We start from the raw sequence: 24,531 nt of genomic DNA, 5'->3' as shown, positions 1-24,531 counted from the left end.
GTTGCGGGGGTCACGACAACCCTGCCCGCGCGCGGGCACCCGGAGGAGCAGACATGACCCCACCCCGTACCGACCGCACGCTGCTGCCCCTGGCCGCAGGACACCGCGACGGCGGACGCAGCGCCGCCACCTGCGTGTGGAAGTGCGGCGATGCCTGCAGCAAGCCCGTGCCCAACACCTCCGAGAACGAGTACTTCGGGGAGGTCATCGCTGCCTCACGTCGGACCGTGCTCACGACCGGCGGAGCGGTGGCGGCCCTCGCCGGACTCACGGGCGCGGCCGGTGCCGGCCCTGCGACCGCGGCCCCCGGACCGGGCCCGAAGGCCCCCTTCGGCTTCACCCCGATCGACCCGGTGACGGCCGGGACCGACACGGTGGTCGTCCCCGAGGGGTTCCAGTGGGCACCGATCATCAGCTGGGGCGACCCGGTCCTCGCCGACGCCCCGGCCTTCGACTTCGACCACCACACGGCGCGCGCCCAAGCCGGCCAGATGGGTTACAACTGCGACTACGTCGGCATCCTGCGCCACAAGAACGCCAACTCGGCCGTGCTCGTGGTGAACAACGAGTACACGAACAACGAGCTGATGTTCCACGACTACACCGACGCCGAGTCGATGAGCGACGACCAGGTGCAGATCACCCTCAACGCCCACGGCATGACGGTCGTCGAGCTGACCCGCAAGAACCCCAACGGCAAGTGGACCTACACCAGGGCCGCTCCGCTGAACCGACGGATCACGGCCGAGACCCCCTTCGAGCTCGTCGGCCCGGTCCGCGGTCACGACCTGGTGAAGACCACCGCCGACCCGGCCGGCACGACGCCGCTGGGGACCTTCGGCAACTGCGCCGGTGGCACCACCCCGTGGGGCACGATCCTCTCGGGCGAGGAGAACTTCAACGGCTACTTCACCCAGCCCGCGAAACCGGGCGATGGCCTGGCCGGGGCCGCGGCCACCCGCTACGGCCTCGCCGACGGCAACCGGGCCCAGCACAACTGGGACCGACTCGACGAGCGCTTCGACCTGACGGCGGAGCCGAACGAGGCCCACCGGCACGGGTGGGTCGTCGAGGTCGACCCCTTCGACCCCGACAGCACCCCACGCAAGCTCACCGCGCTCGGCCGTTTCAAGCACGAGGGGGCCAATGTCGTCATCGCCGGGGACGGCCGGGTCATCGCGTACATGGGTGACGACGAGCGCTTCGACTACATGTACCGCTTCACCTCGACGGGGAAGTACCTCGAGGGCGACGCCGCGAACAACCGCACGCTCCTCGACGAGGGCGACCTCCACGTCGCGAAGTTCCGTGGCGACGGCACCTCCGACGGCGTCCACGACGGCGACGGTGAGTGGCTACCCCTCGTCGTCGACGGCACCTCCGCCGTCGAGGACATGACCCTCGAGGAAGTCCTCCTCTTCACCCGGCTGGCCGCCGACTCGGTCGGCCCGACGAAGATGGACCGCCCCGAGGACGTCGAGGTCAACCTCGTCAACGGCCGGGTCTACGCGGCACTGACGAACAACTCCGAGCGCACTCCGGCGCAGGTCGACGAGGTCAACCCGCGGGCCGGGAACAAGCACGGTCAGGTCCTCGAGATCACGCCCACGTCAGGTGACCACACGCAGGCCACCTTCCGGTGGAAGCTGGTCCTCATCTGCGGCGACCCCTCCGACCCGCAGACCTACTGGAACGGCTACGACCCCGCCGAGGTCAGCCCGATCTCCTGTCCGGACAACCTCACCTTCGACAGCCGGGGCAACCTGTGGATCGCCACGGACGGCAACGCGCTCGGGCACTGCGACGGCATGTACCTCATGCCGCTCGAGGGCGAGCACACGGGCCACCTGCAGCAGTTCCTGTCGGTGCCGGCCTTCTCCGAGTGCTGCGGGCCGCTCGTCGAGTGGGACGACCGGGTCGTCTTCGCGGCCGTCCAGCACCCCGGCGAGGAGGAGGGCGCCACGCCGAAGAACGTCCTGAGCACCTTCCCCTACCAGGGCAACACCCAGCCGCGCCCCGGGGTGATCATGGTGTGGCCGCAGCGGCAGCACGAGCGCCCGAAGAGGGGTGTCCCCGCACGCCCACAGGACCCGGTGATCGAGACCGACGCCCTCTGACCCCGCCCCCTTCGTGGCAAGGTGGCCCCCATGGATCGCCTGCGCCGTTCCCGCGCCGTCGTCCTCGCCGCGGTCGCGCTCCCCCTCGTGCTGGCGGCGTGCGGCGGCGGGGTCGCCGACTCCACCTCGGGGTCGACCTCGAGCACCAGCTCCACCAGCACGACGACCGGCAGCTCCACCAGCACGGCTGCCGCGCGCTCGGGCTCCCCCACGAGCCATGCCCCCGACCCCGACATCGCGGTGACCCCCGCCGCGGACCGGGCCCAGTCGGCCGCCGAGCGCGCCGCCGGGAGGAAGGCCGCTGACGGCACGCAGAGCGCCCACCGGCTGCGTATCCCCGCCGTCGGCCTGAGCACCTCGATCGGGCCCCAGGGTCTGCGTGACGGCAAGGTCGATCCCGCTGCCGGTGAGGTCATCTGGTTCACCGGGTACGACCGGGTGCGCCCCGGCGCCACCGGCACGACGGTCATCGCCGGCCACGTGGTCAACCCTCGCGGCCCCGACGAGTTCGCGGCCCTCGAGCAGCTCGAGACCGGCGACGGCGTCGTCCTGGACTATCCCGGCGGCGAGCGGTTGCGCTTCGAGATCACGGGCACCGACATCGTCGACAAGGAGGACCTGACGACCGACGCCGATGTGTGGGGACACAACTCCGAGCGCCGGCGGGTCGTCCTCATCACCTGCGACGACGAGCTGGGGTTCCGCGAGGACGGCCACCGAGCGGCCAACTTCGTCGCCGTGGCGGAACTGCCGTCGTGACCTCACGGACGTCCGGATAGCCTCGACGGGTGACTCGTGAACGCCACGGGCTCGGCGTCGTGGCCGCTTGGCTCGCTTATGGCATCTGGGGACTCTTCCCCCTGTACTTCCACGCCCTTCGTCCCGCGGGTGCGACCGAGATCCTCGCGCACCGGATCCTGTGGACGCTCGTGCTCTGCCTGTTCATCCTGGCCCTGCGCCAGGAGCTCTTCGCGCTCCTGCGGCAGGTGCGCGGCCGCCTGGCCCTCGGCATCGGGATCGCCGCCTACCTCATCGCCCTCAACTGGTTCGTCTACGTCTACGCCGTCGGGACCGGCCGGACGAACGAGGCCGCGCTCGGCTACTTCCTCAACCCGATCGTCACCGTCGCCCTCGGGGTGATCGTCCTCGGCGAGCGGCTGCGACGGCTGCAGTGGGTCGCCGTGGGCTTCGGTGCCCTCGCGGCGCTGTACCTGACCTTCGCCGGCGGCGGTCTGCCGTGGATCTCGCTCGTGCTCGCCTGCTCCTTCGGCGGCTACGGCCTGACGAAGAAGAAGCTCGGCGCCACCCTTCCGGCCCTGAGCTCGCTGTCGGCGGAGACGATCTTCCTCCTGCCCGCAGCGCTCGGCCTCCTGTGGTGGGTCGGGGCGGACGGCTCGACGACCTTCACCACCGGCGCCCCGTGGCATTCCCTCCTGCTCGTCTCCGCCGGAGTCGTCACGGCCATCCCCCTGCTGCTCTTCGCCGAGGCGGCCCGGCGGATCCCGCTCGTGACGATCGGCCTGATCCAGTTCATCACCCCGGTGCTCCAGCTCCTCGTGAGCGTCACCCTGCTCGACGAGCACCTCTCACCCGCCCGCTGGGTCGGTTTCGCGATCGTCTGGGTGGCGCTCGCCTTCCTCACCGTGGACTCGCTCACCTCGGCCCGGCGGCGTCGGCGGGCGGTCGACGAGTGCGAGTCACTGGAGCCGGTCGAGCCGCTCTGAGGGCGTGCTCCCGGGCCGCCGGCCGGGGTTGTCGACATCGGGCCCGGATGTATCCGGTCCCGGTGTCCATGACCGGGACCGGGGAAGGGGGTCTCAGCCCACGCGGTGGACGACGCCCTCCATGAGGGCGATGAGCGCCTCCTTGGCGTCGCTCGCGGGCAGCGGGGCGAGGGCCTCGACGGCGTCGCGGCCCATGGCGAGGGTCTCCTCACGGGCGGCGGCCAGGCCGGGGTGGGCCCGGAGCAGCTCGAGCGCCCGGTCGATGCGCGCGGGGTCCTTCAGCTGCGAGCCCAGCAGCTCCTGCAGCTCGGCGTCGGCCGGGTCCGTGGACGCGAGCGCGTTGAGTACCGGCAGGGTGCGCTTGCCCTCGCGCAGGTCGGTGCCCGGCGTCTTGCCGGTCTCCCCCGACTCGCTGGAGATGTCGATGAGGTCGTCGGCCAGCTGGAAGGCGATGCCGAGCCTCTCGCCGTACTCGGTCGCGAGCTCGACGAGCTCGGGCGAGGAGCCGCTGTACATCGCGCCGTAGCGGGCCGCGGTCGCGACGAGGGCACCCGTCTTGTCGGCCAGCACCCCGCGGTAGTACTCGCGCGGATCCTGTCCCGCGGGGCAGGGGCGGTCATCGCGGATCTGCCCGGAGCACAGCCGGATGAAGGTCTGCGCCTGGATCTTCACCGCGTCCGCTCCGAGGTCGGCGATGATGTCCGACGCCGTGCCGAAGAGCAGGTCGCCGACGAGGATCGCCGTGGAGTTGTCGTACCGGGCGTTCGCGCTCGGGGCCCCGCGACGCAGGTCCGCCTCGTCCATGACGTCGTCGTGGTACAGGCTCGCGAGGTGTGTCAGCTCCACCCCTGCCGCAGCCGCGACGACCGCGTCGTTGACCCCTTCGCCCAGCTCGGCGATGAGCATCGTCAGCATCGGGCGGAAACGCTTCCCCCCGGCCTGGGCCAGGTGGAGGTTCGCCTCGGTGATGAACTCGTCGTCGTTGCGGGCGCGCTCGTGGATCATCCGCTCGACCCGCTCGAGACCGTCGGTCAGGCGGGCGCTGAGGTCATCGCTGGCCTCGGGGAGGGCGAGGACCGGCGGGGTCGCGCTCATGTCACTCATCGCGCGATGAAGGTGCTGGACTGCTCGGCGAGCTCGAGCAGCGGACCGGGGAAGACGCCCAGCACGATCGTCACGATGACGCCGACCGTGATGGCGATGAGCGAGAGCGTTGCCGGCGACGCCACGACGACGTCACCGGTCGGCTCGGTGAAGAACATCAGCACGATCAGGCGCATGTAGACGAAGGCCGTGACCGCGGAGGCGAGCACACCGATGACGACGAGGACGGTCCCGGCCAGGCCGCCGTACTCCAGGGCCGGCAGGAAGACCGCGACCTTCGCCGTGAACCCCGAGGTCAGCGGGATGCCCGCGAAGGCGAGCATGAGCAGCGAGAAGGACGCCGCGATCCACGGGTGTCGCCGTCCGAGCCCCGCCCACTGGGAGAGGTGGGTCGCCTCGGCGTCCCGCTCCCGCACGAGGTGCACGATGGCGAAGGCGGCGATCGTCGAGATGCCGTAGGCGACGACGTAGAAGAGCACGCCGGCGACGGCGGTCCGGTCGAAGCTGATGAGCGCCACGAGGATGAAGCCGGCGTGGGCGATCGAGGAGTAGGCGAGGAGTCGCTTGACGTCGGTCTGGGTGACCGAGAGGACCGCACCGACGACCATCGTCAGGGCGGCGATGACGATGACGCCCGACCGCCACTCCCACCGGGTCGTCTCGAGCCCGACGTAGAACAGCCGCAGCAGCGCACCGAAGGCGGCCGCCTTGGTCGCCGCAGCCATGAACCCGGTGACCGGGCTCGGCGCCCCCTGGTAGACGTCCGGGGTCCAGGAGTGGAAGGGCACGGCGCCGACCTTGAAGAGCAGCCCGACGATCACCAGGGCCACACCCGGGAGGAGCAGTCCCTCGAGCTCACCCGTCGACGACGTCGCCGCGGCGGCGATGTCCGACAGGTGCAACGAGCCGGCGTAGCCGTAGAGCAGCGCTGCACCGAAGAGGAAGAAGCCGGAGGAGAAGGCGCCCAGGAGGAAGTACTTCAGCGCGGCCTCCTGCGAGAGCAGGCGACGACGACGGGCCAGACCCGACATGAGGTACAGCGGGAGCGAGAGGACCTCGAGCGCGACGAACATCGTCAGCAGGTCGTTGGACGCCGGGAAGAGGAGCATCCCGACGAGCGCGAAGAGCGTCAGCGGGAAGACCTCGGTCGTCGACCAGCCCTTGCGGGCGGCCTGGGCCTCGAGGGTGGAGCCGGGGCTCGCCGCCCCCATCGGGGTGAAGGAGTCCGCGGTGTCGCCACCGAGCCGGTCGGCCATGACGAGCAGACCGAGCAGACCGAGGACGAGCAGCGCGCCCTGGAGGAAGCGGGTCGGCTCGTCGACGGCGACGGTGCCACCGACGGTCACCCCGACCTCGTCACCGGTCTTGACGACCAGCGCGAGGAAGGAGACGACGACCGAGCCGAGGGCGACCACGACCTGGACGGGGTGCCGCAGGCGACGCGGGACGAAGGCTTCGACGAGCACCCCGACGAAGGCCCCGACGAGGAGCACGATCATCGGTGAGAGCGCCCAGTAGCTGATGTCGGGCGCCTCGAAGGCGGTGGGCAGGGCGAAGGGCATCAGTGGTCACTCCCGGAGGTCGAGCCTGCGTCGGCGGGCCCAGAAGGCGCGGTCGGAGCCGTGTCGGTGACGCCGACGATCTGGAGGGTGCGCTCGACGGCGGGGTCGATCGTGTCCAGCACCGGCTTCGGGAAGAAGCCGAGCAGGACGAGGCTCGCGATCAGCGGAGCGGCGACGACCTTCTCCCGCAACCCGAGGTCGGTCACTGGACCCGTGATGCGGCGGTGCGGACGGCCCGCATCGAGGTCGGCGCGGATGTACTTCGTGTCGGGGGGCACGGAGGCCTCACCGTCACCGTGCTCGCCGACGACGGGCGGCGGGCCGGTCATGATCCGCTTGTACATGAGCAGGATGTAGACCGCGGCGAGCACCACGCCCCAGACGGCGATGGCTGCGGCCACCGGGTGGCGTGACCACGTCCCCGAGATCACGAGGAACTCCGAGACGAAGGTCGACAGCCCGGGCAGGGACAGCGTGGCCAGACCGGCGATGAGGAAGACACCGGCCAGGACCGGGGTGACCCGCTGCCAGCCGCCGTACTCGTCGATCCGCTGGCTGCCGTTGCGCGCGATGAGCATCCCCGCGGTGAGGAAGAGCGCGGCCGTGGCAAAGCCGTGGTTGATCATGTAGAGGTTGCTGCCGGCCTGGGAGACCGAGGTGAAGGCAAAGATCCCCAGCACGATGAAGCCGAAGTGGCTGATCGAGGTGAAGGCGATCAGGCGCATCATGTCCTGCTGGCCGATGGCCAGGATCGCGCCGTACAGCACGGAGAAGACCGCCAGTGTGATCACGAGCGGGCTCGCCCACTGGCTGGCCTCCGGGAAGAGCTGGAGGCAGAAGCGGATCATGCCGAAGGTGCCGACCTTGTCGAGCACACCGACGAGCAGGGTCGCGACCGCCGGCTTCGACGCGGCGGCCGCGTCGGGCAGCCACGTGTGCACCGGCCACATGGGCGCCTTGACCGCGAAGGCGATGAAGAAGGCGACGAAGAGCCAGCGCTCGGTGTTCGCGCTCATCTCCAGGCCGGTGAGGCGCTCGATGAGGAAGCCCTCCGAGCCACCGGGGCCCTGCACGTACAGGGCGATGACCCCGGCGAGCATGATCAGACCGCCGGCGAGGCTGAAGAGGAGGAACTTCAGGGCCGCCGCCTGGCGGCGCTCCCCGCCGTACATCCCGATGAGGAAGTACACCGGGATGAGCATGGCCTCGAAGAAGACGTAGAAGAGGAAGACGTCGGTGGAGGCGAAGACGCCGACCATGAAGGGCAGGAGCAGCAGGAGCAGGGCGTAGTAGCCCTTCTCCCGGCCGCCGCCCTCGGGCACGTCGTTCCACGCGGCGAGCAGGCAGACCGGCATGAGCACGAGCGCCATGAGGATCAGCGCGATCGCGATCCCGTCGACGCCGAGCGAGTAGGAGACCCCGAACTGCGGGATCCACTCGTGCTGCTCGACCATCTGGAACTGCTCGGACGCCCCGCGACTGAAGCTCGTCGCCGTGGCGAGGATGCCGATCACTAGCGTCAGCAGGGAGACGCCAAGGGCGATCGGCTTGGCGAGCGCGGAGCTGCGCGAAGGGAGGGCCGCCACCACGCCGGCTCCGACGAGCGGCACGACCATGAGCAGGGTGAGCCAGGGCATGTTGTCCATCAGTTGATCACCCACAGTGCTCCGAGGAAGGCGACGACGCCCGCGAGCATCGTCAGGGCATAGGAACGAGCGAAGCCGTTCTGGGCTCGCCGTAACCAGTTCGCGCTCCGGGCGAGCGTGACCGAGAGGCCACCGAACGCCCCGTCGACGACGTCACGGTCGGTCTCGACGAGGCCGCGGGTGAGCTTGATGCCCGGCCACATCAGCAGCGTCTCGTTCAGCTCGTCCTGGTACAGGTCGCGGCGGGCCGCGCGCGTGAGCGCCGAGCCGGCCGGGGCCACCTCGGGCACCTCCGCGCGGGCGTAGACCAGCCACGCCCAGACGGCGCCGACGGCGACGACGACGAGCGTGCCGGCCATGAGCACCGGGATCGGCAGGACCGGCTCGTGGTGCTCGACGTGGCCGAGCGTCGGCTCGAGCCAGGTGGTGATCGGCGCGACGGTGGCGAGGACGAGGCCGAGGACGGCCGAGCCGACGGCGAGGACCATCATCGGGATCGTCATCGTCAGCGGCGACTCGTGCGGGTGCACGTCCTCCGTCCAGCGCTTCTTGCCGTGGAAGGTCATGAAGAACAGGCGGGACATGTAGAAGGCCGTGATCCCGGCACCGATGAGCGCGGCGAGGCCGAAGACCCACGGACGCCAGCCCTCACCCACGAAGGCGGCCTCGATGATCTTGTCCTTGCTCCAGAAGCCGGAGAAGGGGGGCACGCCGAGGATCGCCAGCCAGCCGAGGCCGAAGGTGACCCAGGTGATCTTCATGACCGTGGAGAGCCCGCCGAAGCGGCGCATGTCGACCTGGTCGTTCGTCCCGTGCATCACCGAACCGGCGCCGAGGAACATCCCGGCCTTGAAGAAGCCGTGGGTCACGAGGTGGAAGATCGCGAAGGCGTAGCCGACGGGGCCGAGGCCGGCGGCGAGCATCATGTAGCCGATCTGGCTCATGGTCGACGCGGCCAGGGCCTTCTTCATGTCGTCCTTGGCGCAGCCGACGATCGCCCCGTAGACGAGGGTGATCGCCCCGACGACGACGACGGCGAGCTGGGCATTCGGCGCGGCGTCGAAGAGGACGTGGCTGCGCACGATGAGGTAGACGCCGGCGGTGACCATGGTCGCGGCGTGGATGAGCGCGGACACCGGCGTCGGGCCGGCCATCGCGTCACCGAGCCAGGACTGCAGCGGGAACTGCGCGGACTTGCCGCACGCGGCGAGCAGGAGCAGCAGGCCGATCCCGGTGATCGTGCCCTCGCCCGCCCCGGCGACGGCGGCGTTGACCTCACCGAAGTCGACGGTGCCGAAGGTGGCGAACATCAGCGACATCGCGAGGAGCAGCCCGACGTCACCGACCCGGTTGACGATGAAGGCCTTGTTCGCGGCGGTGGCGAAGGCCGGGTTGTGGTTCCAGAAGCCGATGAGCAGCCACGAGGCCAGCCCGACGCCCTCCCAGCCGACGAAGAGCAGCAGGTAGGAGTCGGCGAGGACGAGCAGGAGCATCGACGCCACGAAGAGGTTGAGGTAGGCGAAGAAGCGCCGCTTGTCCGGGTCGTGCTCCATGTACCCGAGCGAGTACACGTGGATGAGCGACCCCACGAAGGTCACGAGCAGGACGAAGGCCATCGACAGCGGGTCGATGAGCAACGACGCCGAGACGTCGATGCTGCCGGCCGGGATCCAGTCGTACAGCGCGATCGAGGAGGCGCGCTCCCCCGGGTCCGAGGCGAGCATCGCGACGAAGATCGCGGCGCCGACGAGGAAGGACCCCCAGGACAGGAGGGTGGCGAGCAGCGGACCGAAGGAGTCGGTGAGCCGGCCCCCGAGGAGCAGCAGCGCGGCGCCGAGCAGGGGAAGGGCGACGAGCAGCCAGCCGAGGGCGGTGACCCCGTTGGCCCCGGAGGGGATCGCGACGGCGGCCGTCTCGCCTGCTGTCGCAGACAGTGCGGTGAGCAAGGTGGCTCCTTACAGCTTCAGCAGGTTGGCATCGTCGACCGAGGCCGACCGGCGGGCACGGAAGACGGCCATGATGATGGCCAGACCGACGACGACCTCGGCCGCGGCGACCACCATGACGAACATGGCGATCACCTGCCCCTCGATCGACCCGTGCATGCGGGAGAAGGTGACGAAGGCGAGCGAGGCCGCGTTGAGCATGAGCTCGACACCCATGAAGACGATGATCGCGTTGCGTCGCAGCAGGACGGTCGCGCTGCCGATCGTGAAGAGGATGATCGACAGGTAGATGTAGTTCATCGGGTTCACTGCTGCCTCCCTTCGGGCGTGCCCTTCGAGGCCGTGCGACCGAGCGACTCACCGGATGTCCCGGGCGTCGTGCTCTCGTTGGCCTCGATCTCGGTGTATCGCGTCGGTGTCGTCACCTGGTCGCGGGCGACGAGGACGCGGTTGAGCGAGAGCTCGGAGATGCTGCCGTCGGGCAGCAGTGCCGGGGTGTCTACCGCGTTGTGCCGGGCGTAGACACCGGGCACCGGCAGACCGGCGAGGTTCTCCCCTTCGCGGAAGCGCCTCTCCATCCACTCCTTCTGCGTCGGCTTGGCGATGATCCGCTCGCGGTGGGCGAAGATCATCGCGCCGAGCGCCGCGATGGTCAGCAGGCCGGCGGTGACCTCGAAGAGCCACACGTACTTGCCGAAGACGAGATAGGCGATGGACTCGACATTGCCCGGGTCGGCGTTGACCTCGGCGAGCGACGGGTCGCCGGAGTAGGTCACCCGACCGATGGCCCCGGCCAGCAGCGCGAACATGCCCACGGAGAGCAGCACGGTGAAGAACCGCTGGCCCTTGAGCGTCTCGACGAGGGAGTCGGAGTGGTCGACGCCGACGAGCATGACGACGAAGAGGAAGAGCATCATCACGGCGCCGGTGTAGACGAAGATGTGCACGATGCCGAGGAAGGGCGCCTCCTGCAGGAGGTAGAAGGCACCGATGACGATCATCGTCGTCACCATGCCGATGGCCGCGCGCACCGCCCGGCGGGCGAAGAGCAGCGCGAGCGCACCGGGGACGGCGACGGCGCTGAGCAGCCAGAAGACAACGGCTTCACCGGTGCCGGTCATCGCTCATCCCCCGCCTGCTGCTCGGCCCATTCGCGCTGCTCGCCCGTGGCTGCGGTGACCTTGCCCTGGTAGTAGTCGCGCTCCTCCATGCCGTCGACCATCGGGTGGGGCGCGGGCAGCATCCCCTCCTGGATCGGCGCGAGGAGCTGCTCCTTGGTGAAGATCAGGTCGGCGCGGTTGTTGTCGGCCATCTCGTACTCGTTCGTCATCGTCAGCGCCCGGGTCGGGCAGGCCTCGATGCACAACCCGCAGAAGATACAGCGCAGGTAGTTGATCTGGTAGATGTGCCCGTACCGCTCGCCGGGGCTGAACCGCAGGCCCCGCGCGTCGTCGTTGTCCCGTCCCTCCACGAGGATCGCGTCGGCGGGGCAGGCCCAGGCGCACAGCTCGCAGCCGATGCACTTCTCGAGCCCGTCGGGGTGACGGTTGAGCTGGTGGCGCCCGTGGAAGCGTGGCTGGGTCGGCCACTTCACCTCGGGGTACTCCTGGGTGGCGACCTTCCGGAACATCGTCGAGAAGGTCACCCCGAATCCGGCTACTGGGGCGAAGAGTTCGGAGAAGAACCCTCCCTTGGTCTCGTCAGCCACGGTGCTGCTCCTCCTCATGGGTGAGCGGGGCGCTGGTCTCGTTGGGGGTCTCGGGCAGGGATCGGTCTGCCGGGGCACGGCGTGTCGGCTCCAGCAGGCGCTGACCGGGCATCGGCGGCACGGGGTGGCCGCCGGCGAAGGGGTCGATCTCCTCGGGGACCCCTGCGGTCTCCTCCTGCTCCTGCGCCTGGCGCTCCACCCGGGTCTCCCAGATCCACGTGGAGCCGAGGACGAGCACCGCGAGGACGCCGACGATGATCAGCGAGGAGATCGGGAAGGATCGACCGAAGAGGTCGAAGGTCGCGTCACCGAAGAAGCCGGCGTCGGCTCCCCGGATGAAGGCCACGGCGATGACCCAGGCGACGGCCACCGGCATGAGGAACTTCCAGCCGAAGCGCATGAACTGGTCGTACCGGGTGCGCAGCAGGGTGCCGCGCAGCCACACGAAGCCGTACATGAAGAGCCACATCTTCAGGGTGAACCACAGCAGTCCCCACCAGCCGGTGTTGAACATGCCGTCGCCGATGGCCGCGATCCCGGGGGGCGCCTGCCAGCCACCGAGGAAGAACGTCGTTGCCAGGCCCGAGACGGTGAACATGTTGATGTACTCACCGAGGAAGAACATCGCGAAGCGCATCCCGGAGTACTCGGTGAAGTAGCCACCGACGAGCTCGCCCTCGCCCTCGGCGAGGTCGAAGGGCAGGCGGTTGGTCTCACCGACCATCGTGATGACGTAGATGACGAAGGAGACGCAGGCCGGGACGATGAACCACAGGTCCGACTGGGCGGCGACGATCTCGCTCGTCGACATCGAGCCGGCGTAGAGGAAGACCGCGACGAGCGCCAGGCCCATGGCGATCTCGTAGGAGATGATCTGGGCCGTCGCCCGCAGGCCACCCAGGAGCGGGTAGGTCGATCCGGCCGACCAACCACCCAGGACGATGCCGTAGGCGGCGATCCCCGCGACCGCGAGCACGAGCAGCGCCGCGACGGGCAGGTCGGTCAGCTGCAGCGGGGTGCGGTGGCCGAACATCGACACCTCGCCACCGAAGGGGATGATCGCGAAGGAGATGAAGGCCGCCGAGGCGAAGATGATCGGCGCGACCGTGAAGACGAGCGCATCGGCGCCCGCCGGACGCACGTCCTCCTTGAGCATCGACTTCATGCCGTCGGCGAGCGACTGCAGGAGACCGAAGGGCCCGACCCGGTTGGGGCCGGGGCGCTGCTGCATCCGCCCGATCATCCGGCGCTCGAACCAGATCATGAGCAGGACGCTCACGAGCAGGTACGCGAAGAGGAGGAGGGCCTTGACGACCACCAGCCACACCGGGGTGTCACTGAAGTCTGCGGGCCCCGGGGGGTCCGCAGCCGCCAGCATCGTCAACGTGTTCACGCGGTACCGCCCTTCGTCACGGAGACGATCGCCCCGGCCCGGCCGGAGAGCGAACGCACGTCACAGCTCTCGGAGTTCGTCGGCAGCCACACGACATGGTCGACCATCGCGCGGATCTCGACCGGCAGCGTGACCCGCACGTCCTCGGCCGAGACGGTGAGGAGGTCACCGAGGACGACGCCGAGGGCCTGGGCCGTCAGCGGCGAGATCGCCGCGCGCGGGGCCTTCGCCGTCCCGGCGAGGAAGGGCTCCCCCTCCTGGAGCGACCCCTGGTCGAGCATGAGGCGCCACGTCGCAAGGACGGCCTCGCCCGCGCCCGGCTGGGGCACGCCGGCGCGGCGGACCCGCGGCGGGTAGCCCGTCGCCCGCGGCTCCTGGCTCGCCTCGAGCGAGCGGCGCGACTCGGTGACGGTGCGGGTCCCGAGGAAGGTCCCCATCTCGTCCGCGAGCATGTGCAGCACGCGGTGGTCCGCGAGGGCATTGGTCGCCAGGCTCGCCTCGAAGGGACGCACGCGCCCCTCCCAGTTGATGAAGCTGCCGCTGCGCTCGGCGTGCGGAGCGACCGGCAGGATGACGTCGGCGTGCTCGGTGACACTGCTCGGCCGGATCTCGAGGGAGACCACGAAGGCCTTCGCGAGGGCCTCGTTCGCGACCCTCGCCCCGCCGGTGATGCCGATGTCGTGGACGTCGACGCCCCCGACGACGAGCCCACCGAGGGAGCCCTCGGCGGCAGCGGTGAGCATCCCGGCCGTGTCCTTGCCCCCCTCACCGGGCAGGCAGCCGGCCTCGATCGCGCCGCGCTCACCGGCGCGACGCGGGACCCAGGCGAGCTTCGCCCCGGTCGCCTCGGCCAGCTCGGCAGCCGCGGCGAGGGCTCCGGGCACGGTGGCCAGGCGCTCGCCGAGCAGGATGTAGGCACCCTCGCCACGCAGGTCGGCGTGGGCGTCGACCACCTGCTCGGGCGCCGACTCGTGGTCCGCCTCCGAGGCCAGGGCCAGCAGGACCTCGGTCTCCGTGCCGGGGGCCGCGGGGATGAGACCTCCGCCGAGCTTGTCGAGACCACGCGTGGTCAGCGGCGCGATCGAGCGGATGCTCGTGCCCGTCTGGCGGTACCCCTTGCGCAGGCGGAGGAAGAGGATCGGGCTCTCCTCCTCCGGCTCGAGGCCGACGAGCAGGACCGAGCGGGCCTTCTCCAGGGCGGTGTAGCTCACACCCGTCTCCGGCGAGGTGCCGACGACGTGGCGCAGCAGGAAGTCGCGCTCCTCCTCGGAGTGCGGGCGCGAGCGGTGGTCGATGTTCGTCGTCGCGAGGACGTCGCGGGCGAAGGTCGAGTAGGCGTGGGCGTCCTCGGTGCTGACCCGACCGCCGACGAGCACACCGTGCTGCTCGGCGGCACGCAGCCCCTCGGCCGCCGCGGAGAGCGCCTCCTGCCAGGCGACGACCCGCAGCTGGCCGTCGGCGCCGCGGACCATCGGGAACTCGAAGCGGTCGCCGAGGCTCGCGTGGTTGAAGGCCCAGCGGCCCTTGTCGCAGTTCCACTCCTCGTTGACCTCGGGGTCGTTGCCGGCCATGCGGCGCAGCACGGTGCCGCGGCGGTGGTCGGTGCGAAGGGAGCAGCCGTCCGCACAGTGCTCGCAGACGTCCGGGGTGGAGACGAGGTCGAAGGGCCGCGACCGGAAGCGGTAGGCCGCGCCGGTCAGGGCACCGACCGGGCAGATCTGGACCGTGTTGCCCGAGAAGTAGGATTCGAAGGGCTGCTCCTCGTAGATGCCGACCTGCTGCAGCGCACCCCGCTCCACGAGGGCGATGAAGGGGTCACCGGCGATCTGGTCCGAGAAGCGGGTGCAGCGCGCGCAGAGCACGCAGCGCTCGCGGTCCAGGAGGACCTGCGAGGAGATGTTGATCGGCTTCGGGTAGGTCCGCTTGACGTCCTCGAAGCGGGAGGTGGCCCGCCCGTTGGTCATCGCCTGGTTCTGCAGCGGGCACTCGCCACCCTTGTCGCAGACCGGGCAGTCGAGCGGGTGGTTGATCAGCAGCAGCTCCATGATGCCCTGCTGTGCCTTGTCGGCGACGGGCGACGTGTGCTGGGTGCGCACCTGCATGCCCTCGCTGACCGACATGGTGCAGCTGGCCTGCGGCTTGGGCATCGGCTTGACGTTGCCCTCACGGTCGGGCGTCGCCACCTCGACCAGGCACTGGCGGCAGGCGCCGACCGGCTCCAGGAGCGGGTGGTCGCAGAACCGCGGGATCTCGATCCCGGCCTCTTCGGCCGCGCGGATGACGAGCGTGTTCTTCGGCACGGCGACGTCGATGCCGTCGATGCTGACCGTGATCAGCTCGGGCTTCGGGTGCGCCTGCGGGTCGGACGAGCGTGTGACGGTCATGCGGTCACCATCGTGTTCTGCTCCTTGGCGAAGAGCGTCGAGGCGGCGGGCGGGAAGAGCTCGCTGGCCGGGGTGTGGCACCCCGCCTCGAACTCGTCCCGGAAGTACTGCACGGCGGACGTGATCGGGCTCGTCGCGCCATCACCGAGCGCGCAGAAGGACCGGCCGAGGATGTTGTCGCAGATGTCGACGAGCTTGTCGATGTCCTCGGGCGTGCCCTTGCCGTGCTCGATGCGTTCGAGGATCTGCGCGAGCCACCACGTGCCCTCACGGCACGGGGTGCACTTGCCGCAGGACTCGTGCTGGTAGAAGTCGGTCCAGCGGCTGACGGCGCGCACCACGGAGACGGTGTCGTCGAAGATCTGCAGGGCACGGGTGCCGAGCATCGACCCGTGCGCGGCGACCGACTCGAAGTCGAGCGGCACGTCGAGGTGCTGGTCGGTGAAGATCGGCGTCGAGGAGCCCCCGGGCGTCCAGAACTTCAGCGGGTGGTTGGGGTCGCGCATGCCGCCGGCCATGTCGATGAGCTCGCGCAGGGTGATCCCGAGCGGGGCCTCGTACTGCCCGGGCTTCTGCACGTGCCCGGAGAGGGAGAAGATCCCGTAGCCCTGCGACTTCTCGGTGCCCATGTCGGAGAACCACTCCGCGCCGTGCAGGACGATCGAGGGCACGGAGGCGATGCTCTCCACGTTGTTCACGACGGTCGGTCGGGCGTACAGACCGGCCACCGCGGGGAAGGGGGGCTTCAGCCGCGGCTGACCACGCCGCCCCTCGAGGGAGTCCAGCAGCGCGGTCTCCTCGCCGCAGATGTAGGCGCCGGCACCGGCGTGGACGGTGATGTCCAGGTCGAATCCGGTGCCGAGGATGTCCTTGCCGAGGTACCCGGCGGCATACGCCTCCTCGACTGCGCGCAGCAGGCGGCGGTAGACGTGCACCACCTCACCCCGCAGGTAGATGAAGGCGTGGTTGGAGCCGATGGCGAAGGACGTGATGATCGAGCCCTCGATGAGGAAGTGGGGCGCGGCCATCAGCAGCGGGACGTCCTTGCACGTCCCCGGCTCGGACTCGTCGGCGTTGACGACGAGGTAGCGCGGTCCACCGTCCGGCGGGGGCAGGAAGCCCCACTTCATGCCGGTCGGGAAGCCGGCACCACCCCGGCCGCGCAGGCCGGAGTCCTTCGTCGCCTGGACGAGGTCCTCGGGCGGGGTCTGCAGGGCCTGGCGCAGGGCGCGGTAGCCCTCGTTGTCCTCGTAGGTCGCGAGGGTCCAGGACTGCGGGTGGTCCCAGAACTTCGTGAGGATCGGGGTCAGCTGAATCGACACGAGATCACTCCCCCTTCTCGTCCGTGGAGTCGTCGGCGGGGCGGGCCTCGCCCTTCGCCTGCGGGTCGCGCCCGCCGGGCAGCTCGTCGGCGGCATTGCTCGGGGTGTCCACCGACCGGGGCTTGCCGGGGGCCAGGCCCTCGACGGAGGCGCCCGCCGCGTCGGGCTCCGGCTGGGTCTGCGGAGTGGCTCCGGGTGCGGTCCAGCCCTCCTGGTGCGCCAGCTGCACGCCGCGAAGGGAGGCGGGGCCGGCCCCGACGCCTTCGTCGGCCCGTCCGTCGGAGAACCCCGCGAGGACCCGCGAGGTCTCCTTGAAGGTGCACACCCGGCTCGAGCCACGGGTCGGGGCCACGGGCGCACCGGAGCGCAGGGTGTCGACGAGCTCGACCGTCGAGTCCGGGGTCTGGTTGTCGAAGAACTCCCAGTTGGCCATGACGACCGGCGCGAAGTCGCACGCGGCATTGCACTCGACGCGCTCGAGGGTGACCTTGCCGTCCGCGGTGGTCTCGTCGTGGCCGACGCCGAGGTGCTCGCTGACCGTGTCCCAGATCTGGTCGCCGCCCATGACCGCGCACAGGGTGTTGGTGCACACACCGACGGTGTACTCGCCGTTGGGGTGGCGCTTGTACTGGGTGTAGAAGGTCGCGACACCGGAGACCTCGGCGGTGCTCAGACCGAGCAGCTGCGCGCAGAAGTCGATGCCGCGGCCGGTGACGTACCCGTCGACGCTCTGCACGAGGTGCAGCAGGGGCAGCAGCGCGGACCGCTTCTGCGGGTAGCGCGCGATGACCTGCTCCGCGTCGAGGGCCAGCGCCTCGAGGACGTCCGCGGGGTAGGGCTCCTTGCTCGCGGCGGGCACGTGCAGGTGCCCGGACGCGGTCTGCTCGCCGTAGTTGCTGGACATCAGCGGTCCACTCCTCCCATGACGGGGTCGAGCGAGGCGACCGTGACGACGACGTCGGCGAGGTTGCCCCCCTCGCACATGGCCGCGACGGCCTGCAGGTTGTTGAAGCTCGGGTCCCGGAAGTGGGCCCGGTAGGGGCGGGTGCCACCGTCGGAGACGACGTGGCAGCCGAGCTCCCCCTTCGGCGACTCGATCGCGGCGTAGGCCTGGCCGGGCGGGACGCGGAAGCCCTCGGTGACGAGCTTGAAGTGGTGGATGAGCGACTCCATCGAGGTGCCCATGATCTCGCGGATGTGGTCGAGGCTGTTGCCCTGGCCGTCCCCGCCCACGGCGAGCTTCGCGGGCCAGGCGATGCGCTTGTCCTCGACCATGGTCGGGCCGGGGTTGCGCTGCAGCTCATCGATGACCTGCTCGATGATCTTCAGGCTCTCGTGCATCTCCTCGAGGCGGATCGCCAGCCGGTCGTAGGCGTCGGCGCCGGTCCGGGTGACGACGTCGAAATCGTACTTCTCGTACCCGCAGTAGGGGGAGAGCTTGCGCAGGTCGTGCGGCAGGCCGGTCGAGCGCAGCACCGGGCCGGTCACGCCCAACGCGGTGCACCCGGTGAGCGAGAGGACACCCACGCCCTTCGTGCGCCCCTTGAAGATGGGGTTCTCGAGCAGGATCCTCTCCAGCTCGCCGATCCCCCTGCGCAGCTCCGGCAGGGTCTCGCGGATCTTGTCGATCGCACCGTGCGGCAGGTCCTGGGCGACGCCACCCGGGCGGATGTAGGCGTTGTTCATCCGCAGGCCGGTGATGTTCTCGATGACCGACAGGATGCGCTCGCGCTCGCGGAAGCCGATGGTCATGACCGTGGTCGCGCCCAGCTCCATGCCGCCGGTGCCCAGGCAGATGAGGTGGCTGGAGACGCGGGTCAGCTCCATCATGAGCACGCGGATCGCCGTCGCGCGCTCGGGGATGTCGTCGGTGATCCCGAGGACCTTCTCGATGGCGAGGCAGTAGGCCGCCTCCTGGAACATCGGGGTGAGGTAGTCCATCCGGGTACAGAAGGTCACGCCCTGGGTCCAGGTGCGGAACTCCATGTTCTTCTCGATGCCCGTGTGCAGGTACCCGATCCCGGCGCGGGCCTCGGTGACCGTCTCGCCGTCGAGCTCGAGGATGAGCCGCAGGACGCCGTGGGTCGAGGGGTGCTGGGGGCCCATGTTGAGGATGATCCGCTCCTCGGGGTTCATCCCGAGCTCGCCCATCTCCTGGTCCCAGTCGCCACCCTGGACGTTGACGACGTGGCCCTCGGCCAGGTCGTCGGCACCGGCGGTGGAGTGCACCCCGGACGTGTTGGTGTGCGTCGCCATCAGTTGTACGACCTCCGCTCGTCCGGCGGCGGAATGGTGCCGCCCTTGTACTCCACCGGGATGCCACCCAGCGGGTAGTCCTTGCGCTGCGGGTGCCCGGCCCAGTCATCCGGCATGAGGATGCGGGTCAGCGCGGGGTGCCCGTCGAAGATCACGCCGAACATGTCCCAGGTCTCGCGCTCGTGCCAGTCGGCGCCGGGATAGATCCCGACGACGCTCGGGATGTGCCGGTCCGCGTCGGGCGCGGTGACCTCGACGCGCAGTCGTCGACCGCCGTGGGTGACCGAGAGCAGGTGGTAGGCCACGTGGAGCTCGGCGCCCTCGTCCTGCAGGAAGTGCACGCCCGAGACCGACATGCACATCTCGAAGCGCAGCCCGGCCTGGTCACGCAGGGCACGCATGACCGGCACGAGGTTCGCGCGGTCGACGTGCAGCGTCAGCTCGTCCGCGTGGACGACGACCCGCTCGACGAGGTCGGTCCCGGTCGTCTCGGTCAGCCGGTCGACGACCTCGTCGTACCAACCGCCGTAGGGGCGCTGGGCCGCTCCCGGGAAGGCGACGCTCGTCTTCAGTCCGCCGTAACCCGAGGTGTCCTGACCGGCCGTGGCGCCGAACATGCCGCGGCCCTCGCGCCGCACGACCGGGGCGTGCTCCGGGTCGACCTCGCCCTCGGCGGGCGGGCCCTCGACATTGGTGTACTCGACGGGACGGCTGCCGCCGGTCAGGCCCTCGGTCGAGGGGTAGCCCTTGTTGGCCGTGCCACCGAGGCCGGGGCCCTGCGGGTGGACGCCCTCGGGCTTCGGGGCATCGACGTCGGCGCCCTGCGGCGCCTCGCCCTTCGGCTGGTTCTGCTCGGTCATGCCAGCAGGTTCCTTCCGAGGAGGGACTCGTGGTCGTGGGTCGGGGGCTGCAGCTCGGTCGGGACGGCCGTGAGGGCCGCCTGCTCCGCCGCCCGCGCCGCCGCGACCCGGTTGACGCCCAGTGGGGTGCTCTGGATCTGCTCGTGCAGCGTGAGGATGGAGTTGAGCAGCATCTCCGGCCGGGGTGGACAGCCGGGGAGGTAGATGTCAACCGGGATGATGTGGTCGACGCCCTGGACGATCGCGTAGTTGTTGAACATGCCGCCGGAGCTGGCGCACACGCCCATCGAGATGACCCACTTGGGGTTGGCCATCTGGTCGTAGACCTGGCGCACGACGGGCGCCATCTTGTTGCTCACCCGACCGGCGACGATCATCAGGTCCGCCTGGCGCGGGGTCGCGGCGAAGCGCTCCATGCCGAAGCGGGCGATGTCGTAGTGCGGTGTGCCGACGGCCATCATCTCGATGGCACAGCAGGCCAAGCCGAAGGTGGCAGGCCACATCGACGACTTGCGCATGTAGCCGGCGAGATTTTCCACCGTCGACAGCGCGATGCCCGAGGGCAGCTTCTCTTCAAGTCCCATGTCTCGTCTCCGTCCTCGTCAGTCCCACTCGAACCCGCCGCGACGCCAGACGTAGGCGTCGGCGATGAAGAACGCGTTGAACAGGAAGAGCACCACGGCACCGAGGGTGAAGGCCCCGAGCTCGTCGAAGGCGACGGCGAAGGGGTAGAGGAACAGGGCCTCGATGTCGAAGATGATGAACAGCATCGCGGTCAGGTAGTACTTGACCGGAAACTTTCCGCCCTCGGCCGCCTGCGGAGTCGGCTGGATGCCGCACTCGTAGGCCTGGGCCTTGGACGCGTTGTAGCGCGCCGGTCCCACGACCAGGCTCGTGCCGACCGAGACGATCGCGAAGCCGAGGCCGAGCGCGAAGAGGATCAGCAGCGGGATGTAGGGGTTCATCGCTGCACTACCTCGCTTTCTGTCGTGTGATGCACGCCACTGTGAATCCTAGGTGCGACCCCTGTCGAGCCCTCACCGGGGCTACGCATCGGGGGCCATCCGGGTCAGCAGGCGCACGAGTCGGTCGTCGACGCCGCCGCCCTTCTCCTCGGGCAGGTTGGCCATGAGCTTGAGCATGAACTTCATCAGCGTCTCGCGCGGCAGGCCGTACTTCGTCGCAAGACCCATGATCTGCGGTTTGCCGATGAGCTTGGCGAACTGTGCGCCGAGTGTGAAGTAGCCGCCGTGCATGTCCTTCATCCGGGCGACGTAGGACTGCAGCACCCGCTCGCGGTCGGTCGCGGTGGGGCGCGCGAGCGCCTGGACGATCGTCTCCGCAGCGGCGTGACCGGCCTCGAGGGCGTAGTCGATGCCCTCGCCGTTGAAGGGGTTGACCATGCCGCCGGAGTCACCGACGAGCATGAGGCCACGGTCGTAGAGCGGCTGACGGTTGAAGGCCATCGGCAGCGCGGCCGCGGTGATGTCACCGCGGATCGTCTCCTCGCTGATGCCCCACTCGGGAGGCATCGTCTCGACCCACCGACGCATGACGTCCTTGTAGTCCGTCCGGCCGAAGGCCTCCGAGGTGTTGAGGACACCGAGGCCGACATTGCTGCGCCCATCACCGAGGCCGAAGAGCCAGCCGTAGCCGGGCATGAGGATGTCCTCCCCCTTCGGACCGGGCGACCAGAGCTCGAGATGGCTCTCGAGGTACTCGTCGTCGTGCCGGGGGGTCTCGTAGTAGGCGCGGACGGCGACGGCCATCGGTCGGTCCTCACGCTTCTCGCGGCCCATCTTCACCGAGAGCCGGGAGGAGACACCGTCCGCCGCCACGACGACGGGAGCTCGGTAGCTCTCGCGCTCACCGGTGGCCCGGCCGCGCTCGTCGACGACCTTCGCGACGACCCCGACGATGCGACCGTCGTCGGCCAGGATCGGCTCGGAGACGTTGCGGCCCTCGAGCAGGGTGGCCCCGGAGGATGCGGCGTGGCGGGCGAGGATCTCGTCGAGGTCGGCGCGGGCCCGGACCATCCCGTAGCCCGGGAAGGAGGTGACGTCGGGCCAGTCGAGCTGCAGGCGCATGCCACCGCCGATGATCCGCAGGCCCTTGTTCTTCGCCCAGCCGTCGGTCTCCGACAGCGGCAGTCCGAGGTTGATCAGCTGGCGCACGGCCCGCGGCGTCAGCCCGTCACCGCAGATCTTGTCCCGGGGGAAGAAGGACTTCTCCAGCAGGACGACGTCCTTGCCGGCCTTGGCCAGCCACGCCGCGGTGGCTGCTCCACCGGGCCCGGCGCCGACGACGATGACGTCGACACTGCGGGCTCCGTGGGCCGTAGGCAGTGCACTGGTCACGAATGGTTCCTCTGGGGCTTGTGAATCATTTCACGATCGCCCGGAAGCCTACTCCCCGCAAACGGGAGCGTTCACCAAGGCGAACCTAACCTGCGCTGTGGTGCCGGCCCGGCTACGGCTTCACCGCTCGGTGGACGGCGACGACCCCGCCCGTGAGGTTGCGCCACTCGACCTCGCTCCAGCCGGCGTCGCCGATGTCCTGGGCCAGCTCCGCCTGGTCGGGCCAGGCCTGGATGGACTCGGCGAGGTAGACGTAGGAGTCGGGGTTGGACGAGACCCGGCGGGCGATCGTCGGCAGCGCCGCCATGAGGTAGTTGCTGTAGACGGTGCGAAAGACCGGGACGACCGGCTGGCTGAACTCGCAGATCACCAGGCGCCCACCCGGCTTCGTCACCCGGACGAACTCGGCGAGCGCCGCCGGGTAGTCGGAGACATTGCGCAAGCCGAAGCTCATCGTCACCACGTCGAAGGACGCGTCGGCGAAGGGCAGCTTCGTCGCATCCGCGGCGGTGAGGGGCCACGAGGGGCGACGACGACGCCCTTCGCGCAGCATCCCCAGGGAGAAGTCGGCCGGCACGACCTCCGCGCCGGCCGCGACGAAGGGCTCGCTCGAGGTCGCGGTCCCCGCGGCGATGTCGAGGATCCTCATCCCGGGCCCCGCGCCGACGGCCCGGTGCACGGCGCGACGCCACAGCCGGTCCTGCCCCAGCGAGAGCACGTCATTGGTCAGGTCGTACTTCGCCGCGACGTCGTCGAACATCGCGGCGACGTCCTTGGGGTCCTTCTGCAGGGTGGCGCGACTCATGTGCACATCTTTGCACCCGCAGTCGTAGGCTGTTGCGGCCATGACATCTCCATCACCCGCCGACGCCCCGGAGGCGCGCGGCGCACCCCGACCCGCCCTGGTCGCGCGCACCGTCGCCGTCCCTGCCGCCGCGGTCGGGGACCTGCTGCGGATGCTGCCGGAGCCGCAGGACGCGGGTGACATCGTCTCCTGGGTCCGTCGTGGCGACGGCCTCGTCGGCTGGGGCACGGTGGTGACCTTCCGGTCGAAGGGCGCCGACCGGTTCGACCGGGCCGAGCAGTGGTGGCGCGATGTCACCGCCGAGGCCATCGTGCGCGACGACGTCGACGAGCCGGGGACCGGACCGATCGCCTTCGGGTCGATGGCCTACTCCGCGGCCTCCGACGACGAGTCCGTGCTCGTCGTCCCGGAGGTCGTCGTCGGCCGCCGCGGCGACCTCGCCTGGGTCACGACGATCACCACCGACGCCACGGTGCCGGGCGCGAACGAACCGCTCGACGTGCAGCCGGCGCCGCAAGCCCCGGGGGACGTCGTCTTCGGCGACCGCGACCTCAGCGCCGACCGCTGGGCGGGCGCGGTCGAGGAGGCCGTCGCGCGGATCACCTCCGGCGCGCTCGACAAGGTCGTGCTCGCCCGCTCCGTGCAGGCCACCGCGCGGGAGCGGATCGACCCGCGCTGGCTGCTGACCCGACTGGCCGAGGACTACGACACGACGTGGGTCTTCGCCGTCGACGGTCTCGTCGGGGCGACGCCGGAGATGCTCGTCCGACTCGAGCGGGGGCTCGTGACCTCCCGCGTGCTCGCCGGCACGATCCGCCGCACGGGTGACGACAGCCACGACCTCGCCCTCGCCGGGTCCCTCGCGCGCAGCAGCAAGGACCTCGAGGAGCACGACTACGCGGTGCGCTCGGTCGCGGACTCGTTGGCCGCCCACACGTCCTCGATCAACGTTCCGGACTCCCCCTTCGTCCTGCACCTGAACAACGTCATGCACCTGGCCACGGACGTCGCGGGGGTCGTCGACGACGCCTCGACGTCGCTGGCCCTCGCCGCGTCGCTGCACCCGAGCGCCGCCGTGTGCGGCACCCCCACCGCCGACGCGGACCGGGTCATCGCCGAGCTCGAGCACATGGACCGTGGTCGCTACGCGGGGCCGGTCGGATGGATGGACGCCTCCGGCGACGGCGAGTGGGGGATCGCGCTGCGCTGCGGCTCCTACGACTCCCCGCACTCGCTGCGTCTCTACGCCGGCTGCGGGATCGTCGCCGGCTCACGGGCCGAGGACGAGGTCGCGGAGTCGGTGGCCAAGCTGTTGCCGATGCGCACGGCCCTCGGCGGCTGAGTGGC

Annotated in this window: 21 protein-coding genes; 4 read left to right on the top strand and 17 right to left on the bottom strand. The window is 70.1% G+C overall.

Features of this window, described 5'->3' with window-relative positions; genetic code table 11:
* Window positions 1-53: 53 nt before the first annotated feature.
* From ACR9E9_RS05420 to rarD, 3 genes are read left to right on the top strand one after another with little or no spacing between them, the layout of a single operon-like run.
* Window positions 54-2,117: a PhoX family protein gene (locus tag ACR9E9_RS05420; RefSeq protein ID WP_435202451.1), complete on the top strand. Its 2,064-nt coding sequence runs from the start codon at window positions 54-56 to the stop codon at window positions 2,115-2,117.
* Between the two features lie 30 nt (window positions 2,118-2,147).
* Window positions 2,148-2,876, top strand: a complete 729-nt coding sequence (locus ACR9E9_RS05415; protein ID WP_435202449.1) for a class F sortase — start codon at window positions 2,148-2,150, stop codon at window positions 2,874-2,876.
* A gap of 29 nt (window positions 2,877-2,905) precedes the next feature.
* A complete protein-coding gene (gene rarD / locus ACR9E9_RS05410) occupies window positions 2,906-3,841 on the top strand; it encodes an EamA family transporter RarD (RefSeq protein ID WP_435202447.1) in 936 nt (311 codons plus the stop codon).
* A 93-nt stretch (window positions 3,842-3,934) separates the two neighbouring features.
* Here the strand turns inward: rarD and ACR9E9_RS05405 are convergent, their stop codons facing one another.
* From ACR9E9_RS05405 to ACR9E9_RS05325, 17 genes are all read right to left on the bottom strand, one after another.
* On the bottom strand, window positions 3,935-4,936 hold the full coding sequence (locus ACR9E9_RS05405; protein ID WP_435202446.1) for a polyprenyl synthetase family protein: 1,002 nt from the start codon (window positions 4,934-4,936) through the stop codon (window positions 3,935-3,937).
* Window positions 4,937-4,941: 5 nt separating this feature from the next.
* Complete coding sequence (gene nuoN, locus ACR9E9_RS05400) at window positions 4,942-6,507, bottom strand: NADH-quinone oxidoreductase subunit NuoN (protein ID WP_435202444.1); 1,566 nt, start codon at window positions 6,505-6,507, stop codon at window positions 4,942-4,944.
* Window positions 6,507-8,153: an NADH-quinone oxidoreductase subunit M gene (locus tag ACR9E9_RS05395; RefSeq protein WP_435202442.1), complete on the bottom strand. Its 1,647-nt coding sequence runs from the start codon at window positions 8,151-8,153 to the stop codon at window positions 6,507-6,509. The genes nuoN and ACR9E9_RS05395 overlap by 1 nt, the downstream gene beginning before the upstream one ends.
* On the bottom strand, window positions 8,153-10,099 hold the full coding sequence (gene nuoL / locus ACR9E9_RS05390) for an NADH-quinone oxidoreductase subunit L (protein ID WP_435202440.1): 1,947 nt from the start codon (window positions 10,097-10,099) through the stop codon (window positions 8,153-8,155). Before nuoL ends, ACR9E9_RS05395 begins: the two co-directional genes overlap by 1 nt.
* A gap of 9 nt (window positions 10,100-10,108) precedes the next feature.
* The gene (nuoK, locus tag ACR9E9_RS05385) at window positions 10,109-10,408 is read right to left on the bottom strand and encodes an NADH-quinone oxidoreductase subunit NuoK (RefSeq protein WP_435202438.1); all 300 of its coding nucleotides are present in this window, start codon (window positions 10,406-10,408) and stop codon (window positions 10,109-10,111) included.
* Entirely contained in the window at window positions 10,405-11,220 is an 816-nt protein-coding gene (locus ACR9E9_RS05380; RefSeq protein WP_435202437.1) for an NADH-quinone oxidoreductase subunit J, read from the bottom strand. Before ACR9E9_RS05380 ends, nuoK begins: the two co-directional genes overlap by 4 nt.
* Entirely contained in the window at window positions 11,217-11,825 is a 609-nt protein-coding gene (nuoI, locus tag ACR9E9_RS05375; RefSeq protein ID WP_435202435.1) for an NADH-quinone oxidoreductase subunit NuoI, read from the bottom strand. Before nuoI ends, ACR9E9_RS05380 begins: the two co-directional genes overlap by 4 nt.
* The gene (gene nuoH / locus ACR9E9_RS05370; RefSeq protein WP_435203583.1) at window positions 11,800-13,185 is read right to left on the bottom strand and encodes an NADH-quinone oxidoreductase subunit NuoH; all 1,386 of its coding nucleotides are present in this window, start codon (window positions 13,183-13,185) and stop codon (window positions 11,800-11,802) included. The genes nuoI and nuoH overlap by 26 nt, the downstream gene beginning before the upstream one ends.
* A gap of 11 nt (window positions 13,186-13,196) precedes the next feature.
* Window positions 13,197-15,584 carry an NADH-quinone oxidoreductase subunit G gene (locus ACR9E9_RS05365; RefSeq protein WP_435202433.1) on the bottom strand — a complete coding sequence of 796 codons (2,388 nt, stop codon included), beginning with the start codon at window positions 15,582-15,584 and terminating at the stop codon, window positions 13,197-13,199.
* Complete coding sequence (gene nuoF / locus ACR9E9_RS05360) at window positions 15,581-16,906, bottom strand: NADH-quinone oxidoreductase subunit NuoF (RefSeq protein WP_435202431.1); 1,326 nt, start codon at window positions 16,904-16,906, stop codon at window positions 15,581-15,583. The genes ACR9E9_RS05365 and nuoF overlap by 4 nt, the downstream gene beginning before the upstream one ends.
* Before the next feature lie 4 nt (window positions 16,907-16,910).
* Window positions 16,911-17,810, bottom strand: a complete 900-nt coding sequence (nuoE, locus tag ACR9E9_RS05355) for an NADH-quinone oxidoreductase subunit NuoE (protein ID WP_435202429.1) — start codon at window positions 17,808-17,810, stop codon at window positions 16,911-16,913.
* On the bottom strand, window positions 17,810-19,162 hold the full coding sequence (locus ACR9E9_RS05350; protein WP_435202427.1) for an NADH-quinone oxidoreductase subunit D: 1,353 nt from the start codon (window positions 19,160-19,162) through the stop codon (window positions 17,810-17,812). The genes nuoE and ACR9E9_RS05350 overlap by 1 nt, the downstream gene beginning before the upstream one ends.
* Entirely contained in the window at window positions 19,162-20,022 is an 861-nt protein-coding gene (locus ACR9E9_RS05345; RefSeq protein ID WP_435202425.1) for an NADH-quinone oxidoreductase subunit C, read from the bottom strand. The genes ACR9E9_RS05350 and ACR9E9_RS05345 overlap by 1 nt, the downstream gene beginning before the upstream one ends.
* Window positions 20,019-20,606 carry a NuoB/complex I 20 kDa subunit family protein gene (locus ACR9E9_RS05340; protein WP_435202423.1) on the bottom strand — a complete coding sequence of 196 codons (588 nt, stop codon included), beginning with the start codon at window positions 20,604-20,606 and terminating at the stop codon, window positions 20,019-20,021. Before ACR9E9_RS05340 ends, ACR9E9_RS05345 begins: the two co-directional genes overlap by 4 nt.
* 18 nt (window positions 20,607-20,624) lie before the next feature.
* Complete coding sequence (locus tag ACR9E9_RS05335; RefSeq protein WP_435202421.1) at window positions 20,625-20,987, bottom strand: NADH-quinone oxidoreductase subunit A; 363 nt, start codon at window positions 20,985-20,987, stop codon at window positions 20,625-20,627.
* Window positions 20,988-21,068: 81 nt separating this feature from the next.
* On the bottom strand, window positions 21,069-22,379 hold the full coding sequence (locus ACR9E9_RS05330; protein WP_435202419.1) for a geranylgeranyl reductase family protein: 1,311 nt from the start codon (window positions 22,377-22,379) through the stop codon (window positions 21,069-21,071).
* A 112-nt stretch (window positions 22,380-22,491) separates the two neighbouring features.
* Window positions 22,492-23,184, bottom strand: a complete 693-nt coding sequence (locus tag ACR9E9_RS05325; RefSeq protein ID WP_435202417.1) for a demethylmenaquinone methyltransferase — start codon at window positions 23,182-23,184, stop codon at window positions 22,492-22,494.
* 40 nt (window positions 23,185-23,224) lie between these two features.
* On the opposite strand from ACR9E9_RS05325, the gene ACR9E9_RS05320 reads away from it, so the two are divergent.
* Window positions 23,225-24,526 (top strand): isochorismate synthase, encoded by a 1,302-nt coding sequence (locus tag ACR9E9_RS05320; RefSeq protein ID WP_435202415.1) that lies wholly within the window; start codon window positions 23,225-23,227, stop codon window positions 24,524-24,526.
* Window positions 24,527-24,531: the final 5 nt, after the last annotated feature.

It is taken from the genome of Janibacter sp. GS2 (genome assembly GCF_051200835.1).
Taxonomy (GTDB): domain Bacteria; phylum Actinomycetota; class Actinomycetes; order Actinomycetales; family Dermatophilaceae; genus Janibacter.
The sequence above is the reverse complement of the archived record's forward strand: the minus strand, read 5'-3'. Positions and strand labels throughout refer to the sequence as shown.

Coding starts and splice junctions, on each gene's coding strand:
- ACR9E9_RS05420 (WP_435202451.1), top strand. CDS start 54: ATGACCCCACCCCGTACCGACCGCACGCTGCTGCCCCTGGCCGCAGGA.
- ACR9E9_RS05415 (WP_435202449.1), top strand. CDS start 2,148: ATGGATCGCCTGCGCCGTTCCCGCGCCGTCGTCCTCGCCGCGGTCGCG.
- ACR9E9_RS05405 (WP_435202446.1), bottom strand. CDS start 4,936: ATGAGCGCGACCCCGCCGGTCCTCGCCCTCCCCGAGGCCAGCGATGAC.
- nuoN (WP_435202444.1), bottom strand. CDS start 6,507: ATGCCCTTCGCCCTGCCCACCGCCTTCGAGGCGCCCGACATCAGCTAC.
- ACR9E9_RS05395 (WP_435202442.1), bottom strand. CDS start 8,153: ATGGACAACATGCCCTGGCTCACCCTGCTCATGGTCGTGCCGCTCGTC.
- ACR9E9_RS05380 (WP_435202437.1), bottom strand. CDS start 11,220: ATGACCGGCACCGGTGAAGCCGTTGTCTTCTGGCTGCTCAGCGCCGTC.
- nuoI (WP_435202435.1), bottom strand. CDS start 11,825: ATGAGGAGGAGCAGCACCGTGGCTGACGAGACCAAGGGAGGGTTCTTC.
- nuoH (WP_435203583.1), bottom strand. CDS start 13,185: ATGCTGGCGGCTGCGGACCCCCCGGGGCCCGCAGACTTCAGTGACACC.
- ACR9E9_RS05365 (WP_435202433.1), bottom strand. CDS start 15,584: ATGACCGTCACACGCTCGTCCGACCCGCAGGCGCACCCGAAGCCCGAG.
- nuoE (WP_435202429.1), bottom strand. CDS start 17,810: ATGTCCAGCAACTACGGCGAGCAGACCGCGTCCGGGCACCTGCACGTG.
- ACR9E9_RS05350 (WP_435202427.1), bottom strand. CDS start 19,162: ATGGCGACGCACACCAACACGTCCGGGGTGCACTCCACCGCCGGTGCC.
- ACR9E9_RS05345 (WP_435202425.1), bottom strand. CDS start 20,022: ATGACCGAGCAGAACCAGCCGAAGGGCGAGGCGCCGCAGGGCGCCGAC.
- ACR9E9_RS05340 (WP_435202423.1), bottom strand. CDS start 20,606: ATGGGACTTGAAGAGAAGCTGCCCTCGGGCATCGCGCTGTCGACGGTG.
- ACR9E9_RS05335 (WP_435202421.1), bottom strand. CDS start 20,987: ATGAACCCCTACATCCCGCTGCTGATCCTCTTCGCGCTCGGCCTCGGC.
- ACR9E9_RS05325 (WP_435202417.1), bottom strand. CDS start 23,184: ATGAGTCGCGCCACCCTGCAGAAGGACCCCAAGGACGTCGCCGCGATG.
- ACR9E9_RS05320 (WP_435202415.1), top strand. CDS start 23,225: ATGACATCTCCATCACCCGCCGACGCCCCGGAGGCGCGCGGCGCACCC.